Origin of the sequence: Rhizobium metallidurans (assembly GCF_014196505.1) — a bacterium.
GTDB lineage: Bacteria > Pseudomonadota > Alphaproteobacteria > Rhizobiales > Rhizobiaceae > Rhizobium > Rhizobium metallidurans.
Genome location: NZ_JACIDW010000007.1, coordinates 39251 through 53124 on the forward strand (window position 1 = coordinate 39251; position 13874 = coordinate 53124).

Consider the following 13874-nt stretch of genomic DNA (forward strand, 5'->3'; position numbering starts at 1 on the left):
CTCCATGAATTTCTCCGCATGGTCGATCCGAAATCCGATTGCGCCGCTGCTCGCCTTCGCGCTGCTGTTGTTCGTGGGCATCCAGGCCTTCTACAAGCTGCCGATCACCCGCTTCCCGAATATCGACGTTCCTGTTGTCTCGATCAGCGTCGCGCAGAGCGGCGCCTCGCCGGCCGAGCTCGAAATGCAGGTGACGAAGGAAGTCGAGGACGCGGTCGCCTCGATCAGCGGCATCGATGAAATCCAGTCGACGGTCACCGACGGCCTGTCGCAGACGGTCGTCGTCTTCCGCATCGAGAAGCCGACCGCCGAAGCCGTTCAGGATACCAAGGATGCGATCGACAAGATCCGCAGCGATCTTCCCGCCGGCATCGAGGTGCCTGTGGTCAGCAAGGTCGATGTCGAGGGACAGGCGATCCAGACATTCGCCGTCTCCTCTCCCAACATGACGCTCGAGGAGCTGTCCTGGTTCGTCGACGACACCATCAAGCGGGCGCTGCAGGGCCAGCCCGGCATCGGCCGTATCGACCGCTACGGCGGCGCCGACCGCGAAGTGCGCGTATCTCTCGATCCGGGCAAGCTCGATGCCTACGGCATCACCGCCGCCGACGTGAACCAGCAGCTGCGCGGCACCAATGTCAACCTCGGCTCCGGCCGCGGCCAGGTCGCCGGCAACGAGCAGACCATCCGTACGCTCGGCGACACGCGCGACGTCTCGCAGCTCAACACCACCACCATCAGCCTGCCCAACGGCCGCTTCGTGAAGCTCTCCGAGCTCGGCACGATCGACGACACCTTCGAGGAACAGAAGTCCTTCTCGCGCTTCAACGGCACGCCGTCGGTGACCTTCTCGGTGTTCCGCGCCAAGGGCGCCAGCGAAGTCTCGGTCGCCGAAACCGTATCGGAAAGCCTGACGGAGATCCGCAAGGCCAATCCGAACGTCAAGATCGAGATGGTGGACGACAGCGTCTACTTCACCTACGGCAACTACGAGGCGGCGCTGAGCACGCTGGTGGAAGGCTCGATCCTCGCCGTCATCGTCGTCTTCCTGTTCCTGCGCAACTGGCGCGCGACGCTGATCGCCGCCGTCGCCCTGCCACTGTCGGCCATCCCGACCTTCTGGATCATGGATCTGATGGGGTTCTCGCTGAACCTCGTGAGCTTCCTGGCGCTGACGCTGGCCACGGGCATTCTCGTCGACGACGCCATCGTCGAGATCGAGAACATCGCCCGCCACATCAAGATGGGCAAGACGCCATACAGGGCCTCCCTGGAAGCCGCCGACGAAATCGGTCTCGCCGTTATCGCCACCAGCTTCACGATCATCGCCGTCTTCGTGCCGGTGTCGTTCATGCCCGGCATCGCCGGCCAGTATTTCATCCAGTTCGGCCTGACGGTCGCCTTCTCGGTGTTCTTCTCGCTCGTCGTGGCGCGTCTCATCACGCCGCTGATGGCCGCCTATCTGATGCGCGCCGAAGACGGCATGGAAGATCATCAGGACAATGACGGCTGGATCATGCGCGGCTATACCCGCCTGGTCACCGGCACGACGCGCAAGTGGTACTGGCGCTATACGACGCTGCTTGCCGCCATCGTCTTCCTGGTCGGCTCGGTGGTGCTGTTGAGCCGCGTGCCCGGCAGCTTCATGCCGCCGGACGATTCCTCGCGCGTCGTCCTGTCGGTGGAACTGCCGCCGAACGCGACGCTGGAGGATACGGCCGCCGCATCGACCAAGGTCTACGACGCCGTGCGTGGCATCGACGGCGTGGAAAGCGTCTTCGTTCTCGGCGGCGCCTCTCCCAAGGGCGATCTCGAACTGCGCCGCGCCACCGTGCGCATCATCCTCCGCAATATCGATCACTCTCTGCTGAAGACCCTGGTCAACAAGGGTCTCGGCGGGCTGCCCGTCATCGGTGGCCTCATGCCGAAGATCGACGATCGTGGCCGCACGCGTCCGCAATGGGATGTCGAGAAGGACATCTTCGCGGCCGTCCGCGACATCCCCGACGTGCGCATCTCCAAGGTAAACGACCGCGCCGAGCGCGACCTCACCTTCAACTTCCTCTCCACCAACGAGGCAGATCTGAACGAGGCCGTCAGCCTGCTGGAATCGAAGCTGCGCGCTTCGCCGATCCTGGCCAACGTCTCCTCCGAGGGCGCCCTTCCCCGCCCGGAACTGCAGATCCGCCCGCGCATGGCCGAAGCCTCCCGCCTCGGCATCACCCCGCAGCAGATCTCCGAGACGGTCCGCGTCGCCACCATCGGCGATATCGACGCCAACCTCGCCAAGATCTCGCTCGACGACCGGCAGATCCCGATCCGCGTACAGGCCTCGCTCGATGTCCGCCGCGATCTGGCCGCCATCCGCGCCATCAAGATCAAGACGGCGAGCGGCGCCAGCGTTCCGCTCTACAGCGTCGCCGATGTCGACTATTCGGAAGGCCCGAGCTCGATCAAGCGCAACGACCGCAACCGCGTCGTCGCCATCGGCTCCGACGTGCCCTTCGGCACGGCGCTGGATACGTCCACCGCCGAGTTCAAGCGCATCGTCGCGCAAACCGAACTGCCGAAGAGCGTGAAGCTGGCCGAAAGCGGCGACGCCAAGGTTCAGGGCGAGATGGTCCAGAGTTTCGGCAACGCCATGCTGATGGGCCTGTTGCTGGTTCTGGTGGTACTCATCCTGCTCTTCAAGGATGTGATCCAGCCCTTCACTATCCTGTTCTCGCTGCCGCTCGCCATCGGCGGCGTGGCGGTGGCGCTGATCGTCACCCAGAACGCGCTCTCCATGCCGGTTCTGATCGGCATCCTGATGCTGATGGGTATCGTCACCAAGAACGCCATCCTGCTCGTCGATTTCGCGATCGAGATGAAGCGGCATGGCATGGAACGTGTCGAAGCCATGGTGGAGGCCGGCCGCAAGCGCGCCCGCCCGATCATCATGACCTCGATCGCCATGTCGGCGGGCATGCTTCCCTCGGCGCTCGGCGTCGGCGAAGGCGGCTCGTTCCGCGCGCCGATGGCGATCGCCGTGATCGGCGGCATCATCGTCTCGACGGTGCTCTCGCTCGTCGTCGTCCCCTCCTTCTTCCTGATCATGGACGACCTCTCCCGCCTGCTCGGCTGGCTGTTCGGCCGCCTTGTCGGCAAGAAGGACGAGGAGCAGCTGCCGCTCTCGCCCGAGGAACTCACGACCGCCGTCACCAACCTCGACGGCCGCGTCACCGCGATCGAGAAGCCCGACGACAGGAAGGGCAAATCCGGCGGCAACGTCGTCCGCCTGCCGCCCTTCGCGGCGGAGTAGATCGGATCATACGGAAAAGCCGGGGTTCGCCCCGGCTTTTCCGTTTCTTGCCCCCACTTGATACAGATCAACTTTCCCCATGGTCATTCCGGCTATTTTACGCCTATGGCAGGCGCGGCCTGCGACCGACGAAGTGGAGAAAGAGATGACGACGGGCTTGAAGCCGAGCAATGTCCACAAGGCCATGCTTGGTGAGACCATTCTTTTTTCCGGCCTCAACCGGGATGAACGCAACGCGCTTCTCGCCTCCGCGACCATCGTGCGCTACCAGATGCACGACATGCTGTTTCATCAGGGTGAACGGGGCGAATATTTCTATTGCGTGCTGACGGGCTTCGCCCGGCTTTATCGCCTCGGCGACGACAACCAGGAAGGCGATATCCGCATCTGCGAGCCCGGCGACAGCTTCGCCGAATGCCTCGTCACCGACGGCGGCGATTATCGCTACGCCGCTCAGGCCATGGAACACTCGATCTTCGCCCGCTTCAACCTCGAACAGGTCCGCGCGCTGCTCGACCATCGGCCGCATATCGGCATGGCGATCATGCGCAGCCTCTCGCGGCACCTGCTATCGACGATCGATTGCCTGGCGAGCGACCGCATGCAGACCGCGCCGCAGCGCGTCGCGACCTATCTTCTCACGCATTGCAAACAGGAAGGCGTGGCGGCGAAGATGCGGCTCCCCTTCCAGAAGAGCCTTTTGGCGCGCAAGCTCGGGCTGGCGCCCGAAGCACTCTCCCGTGCCTTCTCGTCGCTGCGCGCCGCCGGCGTTACCGTCAGCGGCCGCTCGATCGAGATCAGCAATCTCAACGTCCTGAAGACGATCCCGGCGATTACAAGCCGCCATGCACCTTGAGGAAGTCGACGATCGCGCCGATTCCGTCGCCGCGCTTCATGTCCGAGAACACGAAGGGGCGCGTGTCGCGCATGCGCGTCGCGTCCCGGTCCATCACGTCGAGATCGGCGCCGACATAGGGCGCGAGGTCCTTCTTGTTGATGACGAGAAGGTCCGACTTGGTGATCCCAGGCCCGCCCTTGCGCGGGATTTCCTCGCCCTGGCAGACCGAGATCACGTAGATGGTGATGTCGGCGAGATCGGGTGAGAAGGTCGCCGCGAGATTGTCGCCACCCGATTCGATGAAGACCACGTCGAGATCGGGAATGCGCTCGTTGAGGCCGGCAATGGCCTGCAGGTTGATCGTCGCGTCTTCACGAATAGCGGTGTGCGGGCAGCCGCCCGTTTCCACGCCGACGATGCGCTCCGATGGCAGCGCCTGCATGCGCATCAGCGCCTCGGCATCCTCGGTCGTGTAGATGTCGTTGGTGACGACGGCGACCGAATATTGGTCGCGCATCGCCTTGCAGAGCTTTTCCGTCAGCGCTGTCTTCCCCGAGCCGACAGGTCCACCGATGCCGACCCGCAGAGGTCCATTTCCTGATTTCATATCGTGCACTCCAATCGAGAATAATCATAGCGCGTCAACCGCAAGTCGGCCACCGGCAAATGGCGCGGATCGTTAGCGACAAGCACTGTCGTCACGATCGGAACAGCCGCGTCGATTGCGTCTCGTGCCGGAGCGAGACGATATCGGCCTGCACCGTCGCCGATCCCAGCTCATCGAGCGTCGAGCCCGCCGCCCGCCGCGCAAGCAGAGCGATATCCCCTTCCCGCGCCGCCAGGATCGCGACGCCGTCCTTCTGGCCGGCAATGCCGAGCCGGATGCCGGCCGAGACGGCCTGCGAGACATAGGCGTGCAGGAAGGCGGCTATCGCCTTTTCGGCACTGATCCCATGCGCGCCGGACACGGCGCCGACGGCAACAGGATAAGCCACATGTTTCGGCAACCGTATGAACACATCATCGGGCCATGCGGCGGCGGCCGACAGGAAAGCGTCGCCGAGCAGCATCGTCTCCTGATGCCGCTCGCGCGATCCCGCCAGCGCTTCGGCGAGTTCGGCCACGTCGGATAACGCCGAGGCGTCGCCGCGCATCTTGTTGCTCTCGGCAAGCAGCACGACGTCGTTCCAGACGGCGCCGTGGTCCATCATGGCGCCGAGCCAATCGCCGAGCGAGGCGGCATCGTGCACGAGCCCGTCATGCACAGCCCGCTCCAGCCCGCCCGAATAGGCGAACGAGCCCACCGGAAAGGCCGGCGAAAGCCACGCCATCAACCGCAGCAAAGCCTGCAGATCACCGTCTTCGGTCATGGCTCAGTCGTGCGAATGCTTGTGACCGTGGTCATGTCCATGGTCGTGTCCGTGATCGTGGCCATGGCCATGCCCGTGGTCATGGCCGTGATCATGCGCATGTCCATGCGAATGGCTGCCGTGGGAGTGGTAGGCGCCGCGCGCCGGCTGGAACGGCTCGGTCACGTCCGAGACCGTCGCGCCCAGTCCCTCGAGCATGGCGCGGATGACATGGTCGCGCAGGATGAGGATACGCTCCTCCTCGATCTGCGCGCCCAGATGCCGGTTGCCCAGATGCCAGGCGAGCTCGATCAGATGCAGGCGATCACGGGCTTTGATCTCGAACAGCTTCTCGTCGGCGGCGACGATCTCGACCAGCTCGCCGTCGCCGAGCACCAGCATGTCGCCATTGGCGAACAGCACCGGCTCCTTAAGATCGAGCATGACCATCTCGCCATTGTCGAGATGCAGCAGCTTGCGCCTCAGATGCCTGAGGTCATGCGGCAGCACGACCTTGTGGCTGGGATGCGAAGACGGCGTGCCGGCCGGCAGATAGGTGGTGATATACTGCATGATGTGTCCATTCCGGTTCAGGCGAGGAGCATGCAAAATCGCCCTTGATGGCGCAAGGGTCAAAACGACGTAGGAAGCAACATCAGCGCCCGTGACGGCCGCTGCTAATGGATGGCGGCGGATCTGGTGTCGACGTTGATCTCGTCCTGGCTCAGCCGCGCGCGACGCTGCAGTCCCTCGTCCTCGTGCACGACGCGGTTGCGGCCGAGGGTCTTCGCCAGATAGAGCGCCTTGTCGGCGGCGGTGTAGGCCGCCTGCGTGCTTCGCCCGTCGCAGAGTTCCGCGATGCCGGCCGACACGGTGATGTTGAAGGTGCAGCCATCGAGCGCGATCGTCCGTTCGGCAAGCCGGTTGCAGGCCGCTCTGATCCGCGCCACCCGCTCCTCTTTCAGCGGCGCGACGACCACCACGCCGAACTCCTCGCCGCCGAGCCGCGCAACGGTCGAGTCTTCGCTGAAGGCCGCCGACAGCTCCGCCGCGACGGCGACGATGACAGCGTCGCCACAGGCATGCCCATAGCGATCGTTGACCGCCTTGAAGCGGTCGACGTCGAAAATCGCCAGGCAGGCCGGCCCCGCGACATGATCGAGCGCCTCGGTGAACGCCCGCCGGTTGAGCAGGCCGGACAGCATGTCGGTGCGGCTCAATTGCTCGAACTCGGCGCGCGAGACGCTGAGTTGATGCATGGCGTAGCCCGCGACGAGGGCCAACACCCCGGACACGATCCCGCCGATCAGCCAGGACAGCGCCACGCCGTAGATGATGGCGTTCTCCAGCGAAACCGGCAGCACACCCGCCCAGTCGAGCGGCAAGAACAACACCGCGATCGCCAGCGACGAGAGCATCACCGCGGCAAAGCTCATCTTCAGCGCATAGGTATAGATCGTGACGCGATTCCTGAAATCGCCGAGCTCCGCCTGGAGTAAGATATGCATCCGAATCGACCTTTTTTGCCCCTCGACAGGCATATTGATTAGATAGGAACCGCTGCCGGGGTCTTAAGGGAATCGTTAGGATTTGAGCGAATTTTGTAAATTAATCGTGCGCTGCACAATGGATCGAAACGCGACGATTTTCAACGTGAACAGGCCTGCGGACTGTCTCGCATAAATAATTGATAAAAAACATTTTTCAGGATTTCGCCGGGCGCCGCGTCTCATTTCGGTCGCAACGCCCCAAGGTGGAACAGAGCGCAATCAAGACACAACTTTAAGAATGTATTGCTAAACGTGTAGCGAGAAGTTGGCCGGCACCGGGGCGCCGGCCATTAAAGCTCGTCAGTACAGGAAGTAGCGCTGCGTCATCGGCAGCGAGGTGGCCGGTTCGCAGGTCAGCAATTCGCCGTCGGCGCGCACTTCGTAGGTCTCCGGATCGACCTCTATATGAGGCGTGAGGCTGTTGTGGATCATCGACGCCTTGGAGATGCCGCCGCGTGTGTTCTTGATGGCGACGAGGTCCTTGGCGACGCCGAGACGCCCCTTCAGGCCGGCATCGAGCGAGGCCTGCGAAACGAAGGTGACCGACGAATTGGTGCGCAGTTTGCCATAGGCGGCGAACATCGGGCGGTAGTGCATCGGCTGCGGCGTCGGGATCGAGGCGTTCGGATCGCCCATGGGGGCTGCCGCGATCGAGCCGGCGAGCAGCACCATCTCCGGCTTCACGCCGAAGAAGGCCGGGTTCCACAAGACGAGGTCGGCGCGCTTGCCGACTTCGATCGAGCCGATCTCGTGGCTTACCCCTTGAGCAATCGCCGGGTTGATCGTGTACTTGGCGATATAGCGGCGGACACGGAAGTTGTCGTTGTCACCCGTCTCCTCCTTCAGCGGACCGCGCTGGCGCTTCATCTTGTCGGCCGTCTGCCATGTGCGGATCGCCACTTCCCCGACGCGGCCCATGGCCTGGCTGTCGGAGGAGATGATCGAGAAAGCGCCGATATCGTGGAGGATGTCTTCCGCCGCGATCGTCTCCTTGCGGATACGGCTTTCGGCGAATGCGATATCCTCCGGGATCGACGGCGACAGGTGGTGGCAGACCATCAGCATGTCGAGATGCTCGGCGATGGTGTTGACCGTGTAGGGACGCGTCGGGTTGGTGGACGAGGGAATGACGTTCGACTGGCCGCAGATCTTGATGATATCGGGCGCGTGGCCGCCGCCTGCCCCTTCCGTGTGGAAGGCGTGGATGGTGCGACCCTTCAGCGCTCCGATCGTATCCTCGACGAAGCCGCTTTCGTTCAGCGTGTCGGTGTGGATCATCACCTGGATATCGTATTCGTCGGCAACCGAAAGGCAGCAGTCGATCGCGGCCGGCGTCGTGCCCCAGTCCTCGTGCAGCTTCAGCGACGACGCGCCGGCCAGCACCATCTCCTCGAGTGCGGCGGGCAGCGAGGCATTGCCCTTGCCCGCGAGCGCGAGGTTCATCGGGAAGCCGTCGAAGCTTTCGATCATCCGCTCGATATGCCAGGCGCCGGTGCAGGTGGTGGCGAGCGTGCCGTGCGCCGGGCCAGAGCCTCCGCCGAGCATGCAGGTGATGCCGGACATCAGCGCTTCCTCGATCTGCTGCGGGCAGATGTAGTGAATGTGCGCGTCCATGCCGCCGGCGGTGATGATCTTGCCCTCGCCGGCGATCGCCTCGGTCGACGGGCCGACGATGATGTTGACGCCGGGCTGCGTATCCGGATTTCCGGCCTTGCCGATGGCGTGGATGCGGCCGTTCTTCAGCCCGATATCGGCCTTGACGATGCCGGTATGGTCGATGATCACGACATTGGTGATGACGGTATCGACGGCACCCTGCGCCCGCGTTGCCTGGCTCTGCCCCATGCCGTCGCGAATGACCTTGCCGCCGCCGAACTTCACCTCTTCGCCATAGGTGGTGAAATCCTTCTCGATCTCAATGAAGAGCTCGGTATCGGCAAGCCGCACCTTGTCGCCGGTGGTCGGGCCGAACATGCCGGCATATGCGGCGCGGGAAATCTTGTAGGGCATGGGTCAGGCTCCTTGGGAGGGCGAACGGGATGCGGACGGATAAAACCGCGTGACGCGGCCGGCGGCGACGTAAGCATCGACGAGCTGCCTTTCGGCGGCGAAGGGATGCCACTCCCAGCCTTGATGGCCGAAGCCGGCAAGCGCGATGGGGGCGTCGGGAAATCGGTTCATGACCTCTGATATCACGATCATGCCGCTGCTCGGCACGACGTAAGGCGCGGGATCGAAGGCGGCCAGAGCCTGGTCGACGCCATCATGAATCACTTTGTCAACGACCGCATGCGCCTTGCCAGCTTCCTTGCAGAAACTGTTGAATTGACTCGTATAGTCGTCGCAGAAATCGTCGAGTTCGGGATGCGAGACGGCAAGCGGGCCTTTCAGCGCCGCGAATTTTTCCGGATCGCGCACGCTCCAGATCTCGGATGCCTCGAGGACGGCGGGATGCGCGCGCCACGCCTGAGAGGACAGCATCGCCTTGGCGGGACGACCGGTATTGCAGACGGCGACGACATCGGTGCGGCCGGGGCTCGCCTCATAGGACCGGCATTCGTTGAACCGGATGACGAAGCCGGCCGCGGCAACAGCCGCGGCTCCCTCCGCACCGATCTCACCATTGCCGACGATCATGATGCTCTCTGCCACCTCAGTTGCTCAACGCATCTTCGAGCGCCTTGAGCTCCTTGGTCCTGGCATCGGTCACGTTGGCGATGCAGCCGGCCACCAGCATCGGCTCCATCGTGCCGCCACGCGCCTGAAAGCCGGCCGCTTCGCATTGCGCATCACGGTAGGTGATCCACGCGCGCTGCGCGGTCACCAGCGCTTTTTCAGCCCCCTTCATGTCACCATCCTGATCACTGTCGATGGCGACCATGGCGGCGCGGGTCTTCTTGTATTGAACGTTGAGCGCCTTGTCGGCATCGTCCTGCCGCGCCCGCTCGCAGAGCGTCATGTCGGTCTGCGTCGTCGGGCTCGTGCAATCGATCTCCGTCGCGCTGGAAGCGCCAGCCGCCATCAGCGAAAGCAGGCCGAAGGCCATGGGCATCAAAATACGCATCATCTTCTCCCGGGCCCCGATCACAATTTGCCCATCACCAGCTGGCGGAAGCCATAGACCTCGCGCTTGCCGGACAGCGGGATCAGCGTCACCGAACGCGTCTGCCCCGGCTCGAAGCGCACGGCGGTGCCGGCGGGAATATCGAGCCGCATGCCATGCGCCTTCTCGCGGTCGAAGGAGAGCCCGGCATTGGTCTCGCCGAAATGATAGTGGCTGCCGACCTGCACCGGACGATCGCCGGTGTTCGACACCTCGATGGTGACGGTCGGCGCGCCGGCGTTCAGTTCGATTTCGCCTGGTGCGGCAATGATTTCGCCTGGGATCATGGTTTAACTCCACCTACAATAGACACAACGTAGTCAGGGTAACAGAACGTCCAGATCGAGAATCCCAACGTTGCGGATATCAATGTAAAATGGAAAACGTATCGAACTGGCTTGAGCCATTTGGGCGACTTATTGTCATAGTAGGATGCATACCCACTAGGATCTTCCCCATACTCAAGAAAGTAGGGCTCGACCCAGTCTTTTAGGAACCCTTCGGCCGTTTGAATGATGCGCCTGTGCGCTTCATATCGAAGTAAACTATAAATAGAAAAACAAACAGGAAGGAGAAAAAGAGCCCTGATAAAAAATATGTCAGATAATTTCAGCTGAAAAGCAAAGTAGTATATCGCGGCCGTAATCGACAGATAAAATATCTCAGTCTTATTTATCTCATCGATGTCGCTATTTATACGACCTCGCACAATAGAATATTCCGCCATTAGAAGACCGGCGGTTTGCTCTTGAGTTGCCTTCTTCATCGCCGCTACCGTATCGGTTCGTGAACGGTCACGAGCTTCGTTCCATCAGGGAACGTCGCTTCCACCTGCACGTCGTGGATCATCTCGGCGATGCCGTCCATCACCTGGTCGCGGCCGATGACATGGGCGCCGGCTTCCATCAGCTCGGGCACCGGCCGGCCGTCACGCGCGCCTTCGACGACGTAGTCGGTAATCAGCGCGATCGCCTCGGGATAGTTGAGCTTGACGCCCCGCTCCAGCCGCCGCCGCGCGACCATCGCCGCCATCGAAATCAACAGCTTGTCTTTTTCTCTTGGTGTGAGGTTCATCGTGCATCCATCTGCTTGAACTAGAGATTCCAGACTTTCGGCACAGGCGCGCCGTTGCGCAAGGCGGAAATGATCGGGATCAGGATTTTTCGAAGAGCGAAGCCGTCCGAAGCCGCGAGCCGCACGACGAGCTTGCCCGCCCAGCAGCTGGCGCCGCCCATATGGCCGTCGAGCAACGGCCTGACCGCATTCAGATAGCCTTCCGCCTGCGGCCCGACATAGAGCAGCGTCGCGAAGGCGACCTGGCCCGACAGCACCGCCTGCTCGCGCGTCAGCGCCTGGACTTCGCCCGCAAGCCTCAGATCCTCGGCATGGCGGAGCCGGCCTTCGCTGCGGATGCGCCAGCGGTCTCGAAACAGCCCGGAGACGACCGCCTCGCCCATCGCCCTGCGCCCGAGCAGCACCGCTTCGACCGCGAGAAATTCCGCACCCGCGTCGAGATCGACATCCAGTCGGCGATAGAGCGAGGAGCGATCGAAGAGGATGGTTTCCTGCGGCAGCCAGTCGACCCGCGCATCGGCGCCGACCTGAATTTTCGTGGTGATCTCGGCGGTGCCGGCCGACGCCTTGTAGATTTTCTCGCAGGCCTGCGTCGTCACGTCGATGCGCGTGCCGCGGCCGGCAACGACGCTCCAGTCCATGCGGTCACCGCCGGTAAGGCCACCCGCCGTATTGATGATGACGGCTTCCATCGAGGCATCGAAGGTATCGGGCAGCCGGATCTTCGCGGCACCCTCCTGGTAGAGCTCGCGGATGCGCGTGCGCCCGCCCAGCGACTTCGCGGCCAGATGCCCGCGGCCTTCGGCCCTTTGCGGTCTGGTGGCTGCCGCGGCGTTCGTCATTCCGTCCCCTCGTGATGCCCGCCGGTTTGCCCGGCCGTTTTCATTCAATCCTGTAACCGATTGAAAGCAAGCAATTTCCGTGCCGTACGCCGGGCACCGCATTCCCAGCGCCGACCCTGCGGGCGCGTGTCGCCGAGTGCCTTTAAAAGCGGCGAATGCCGATCAGACGGTCAGATGCCGGCGTGCCTCCGGTGTATCCAGCGTTTCCGCAAGCCCCTCGTGGACGATCTCGCCGCGATCCATGATGTAGACGTAATCGGCAAGCTCCCGGCAGAAATCGAGATACTGCTCGACCAGCAGGATCGCCATGCCGGTACTGTCGCGCAGATAGCGGATCGCCCGGCCGATATCCTTGATGATCGACGGCTGGATGCCCTCGGTCGGCTCGTCGAGCACGAGGATCTTCGGCCGCGTCACCATCGCCCGGCCGATCGCCAGCTGCTGCTGCTGCCCACCCGAGAGATCGCCGCCGCGCCGCCCGAGCATGGTCTGCAGCACGGGAAACAGGCTGAAGATATCGTCGGGGATATTCTTGTCACGACGCTTAAGCGGCGCGAAGCCGGTCTCGAGATTTTCCTTCACCGTCAGCAACGGAAAGATCTCGCGCCCCTGCGGCACATAGCCGATGCCCTGCTTGGCGCGCGCATAGGGTGCGAGGCCGTTGAGCCTGGTGTCGTTGAAGGTCACGGTTCCCGACGACAGTGGGTGCTGGCCGGTGACGGCGCGCAGCAGCGAACTCTTGCCGACACCGTTGCGGCCCAAGACGCAGGTGATCTTGCCCATCTCGGCCTTTAGCGAGACGCCGCGCAGCGCTTGCGCCGCGCCATAGTGGAGGTTTGCGTTTTCGACGGTCAGCATGGTGCCATCTCCTGGCGAATTGCGGATGTGAAGGCCCCTCCCCAACCCCTCCCCACAAGGGGGAGGGACTGGGCTGAGGCGTCCATCGCCCCAAGCAGTATTGAGCGATTCTGGCAGAACGGGTTCGCTCTGGTTAAGCCCCTCGCCCTCGTGGGGAGGGGTTGGGGAGGGGTTTTGCCTGCGACAAAGAGCGCCAACATCCCTCACCGCCCCAGATAATTCTCGATCACCCTCGGATCGGCGCTGACGAAATCGATCGACCCCTCGGCCAGCACCGAACCTTCAGCGAGACACGTCACCTTCACCCCAAGGTCGCGGATAAATCCCATGTCGTGCTCGACAACGACCACCGACCGCGTCTTGGCGATCTCCTTCAAAAGGATCGCCGTTTCCGCCGTCTCCGCATCCGTCATCCCGGCCACGGGCTCGTCGACCAGCAACAGCTTCGGCTCCTGCGCCAAGAGCATGCCGATCTCCAGCCACTGCTTCTGCCCGTGGCTGAGATTGGCCGCGAGATCGTCGCGGCGGTGCGTCAGGCGAACGGTCGCCAGGATCTCCTCGATGCGCGACCGGTCCTCGCTCGACAGCCGATAGAACAGCGTCGAGAACACCCCGCGCCTGCGGTTCAGCGCCAGTTCGATATTGTCCCAGACCGTGTGGCTTTCGAACACCGTCGGCTTCTGGAACTTGCGGCCGATGCCGAGTTGGGCGATGTCGGCTTCGTCGAGCTTGGTGAGATCGGTCTGGCCGTTGAAGAACACCTGGCCGGTATCCGGCCGAGTCTTGCCGGTGATGATGTCCATCATCGTCGTCTTGCCGGCGCCGTTCGGGCCGATGATGGCGCGCAGTTCGCCGGGCTCGATGACGACAGACAGCGCGTTCAGCGCCTTGAAGCCGTCGAAGGAGACGGAGACGTTGTCGAGATAGAGGACGCTGTTGGGTTTGACGTCAGGGATCAT

General features: G+C 63.0%; 14 protein-coding genes. 2 read left to right on the forward strand and 12 right to left on the reverse strand.

From position 1 onward, the window contains the following. The first annotated feature begins 4 nt into the window (after positions 1-4). Positions 5-3301, forward strand: coding sequence for an efflux RND transporter permease subunit (locus GGQ67_RS12900; protein WP_183900563.1), 3297 nt, complete (start codon positions 5-7; stop codon positions 3299-3301). A 145-nt stretch (positions 3302-3446) separates the two neighbouring features. Beyond that, positions 3447-4157, forward strand: a complete 711-nt coding sequence (locus tag GGQ67_RS12905) for a Crp/Fnr family transcriptional regulator (RefSeq protein ID WP_183900564.1) — start codon at positions 3447-3449, stop codon at positions 4155-4157. Here GGQ67_RS12905 and ureG read toward each other — a convergent pair. From ureG to urtD, 12 genes are all read right to left on the reverse strand, one after another. Beyond that, on the reverse strand, positions 4135-4746 hold the full coding sequence (gene ureG / locus GGQ67_RS12910; protein ID WP_047514508.1) for an urease accessory protein UreG: 612 nt from the start codon (positions 4744-4746) through the stop codon (positions 4135-4137). The two genes, GGQ67_RS12905 and ureG, sit on opposite strands and share 23 nt — an antisense overlap. Positions 4747-4837: 91 nt before the next feature. Next, a complete protein-coding gene (locus GGQ67_RS12915; RefSeq protein WP_183900565.1) occupies positions 4838-5509 on the reverse strand; it encodes an urease accessory protein UreF in 672 nt (223 codons plus the stop codon). A 3-nt stretch (positions 5510-5512) separates the two neighbouring features. After that, on the reverse strand, positions 5513-6061 hold the full coding sequence (gene ureE, locus GGQ67_RS12920; protein ID WP_183900566.1) for an urease accessory protein UreE: 549 nt from the start codon (positions 6059-6061) through the stop codon (positions 5513-5515). Between the two features lie 104 nt (positions 6062-6165). After that, positions 6166-6996 (reverse strand): GGDEF domain-containing protein, encoded by an 831-nt coding sequence (locus GGQ67_RS12925; protein ID WP_183900567.1) that lies wholly within the window; start codon positions 6994-6996, stop codon positions 6166-6168. A gap of 342 nt (positions 6997-7338) precedes the next feature. Then, the gene (ureC, locus tag GGQ67_RS12930) at positions 7339-9048 is read right to left on the reverse strand and encodes an urease subunit alpha (RefSeq protein WP_183900568.1); all 1710 of its coding nucleotides are present in this window, start codon (positions 9046-9048) and stop codon (positions 7339-7341) included. A 3-nt stretch (positions 9049-9051) separates the two neighbouring features. Next, on the reverse strand, positions 9052-9675 hold the full coding sequence (locus GGQ67_RS12935) for a Urease operon accessory protein (protein ID WP_183900669.1): 624 nt from the start codon (positions 9673-9675) through the stop codon (positions 9052-9054). A 16-nt stretch (positions 9676-9691) separates the two neighbouring features. Further along, positions 9692-10084 carry a lysozyme inhibitor LprI family protein gene (locus GGQ67_RS12940; RefSeq protein WP_425503786.1) on the reverse strand — a complete coding sequence of 131 codons (393 nt, stop codon included), beginning with the start codon at positions 10082-10084 and terminating at the stop codon, positions 9692-9694. Between the two features lie 38 nt (positions 10085-10122). Further along, on the reverse strand, positions 10123-10428 hold the full coding sequence (locus GGQ67_RS12945; protein ID WP_047514525.1) for an urease subunit beta: 306 nt from the start codon (positions 10426-10428) through the stop codon (positions 10123-10125). A gap of 484 nt (positions 10429-10912) precedes the next feature. After that, positions 10913-11215: an urease subunit gamma gene (locus tag GGQ67_RS12950; RefSeq protein ID WP_183900570.1), complete on the reverse strand. Its 303-nt coding sequence runs from the start codon at positions 11213-11215 to the stop codon at positions 10913-10915. Positions 11216-11235: 20 nt separating this feature from the next. Next, positions 11236-12057 carry an urease accessory protein UreD gene (locus GGQ67_RS12955; protein WP_183900571.1) on the reverse strand — a complete coding sequence of 274 codons (822 nt, stop codon included), beginning with the start codon at positions 12055-12057 and terminating at the stop codon, positions 11236-11238. Between the two features lie 162 nt (positions 12058-12219). Further along, the gene (urtE, locus tag GGQ67_RS12960) at positions 12220-12915 is read right to left on the reverse strand and encodes an urea ABC transporter ATP-binding subunit UrtE (RefSeq protein ID WP_183900572.1); all 696 of its coding nucleotides are present in this window, start codon (positions 12913-12915) and stop codon (positions 12220-12222) included. Positions 12916-13118: 203 nt separating this feature from the next. Beyond that, positions 13119-13874 (reverse strand): urea ABC transporter ATP-binding protein UrtD, encoded by a 756-nt coding sequence (gene urtD, locus GGQ67_RS12965; protein WP_183900573.1) that lies wholly within the window; start codon positions 13872-13874, stop codon positions 13119-13121.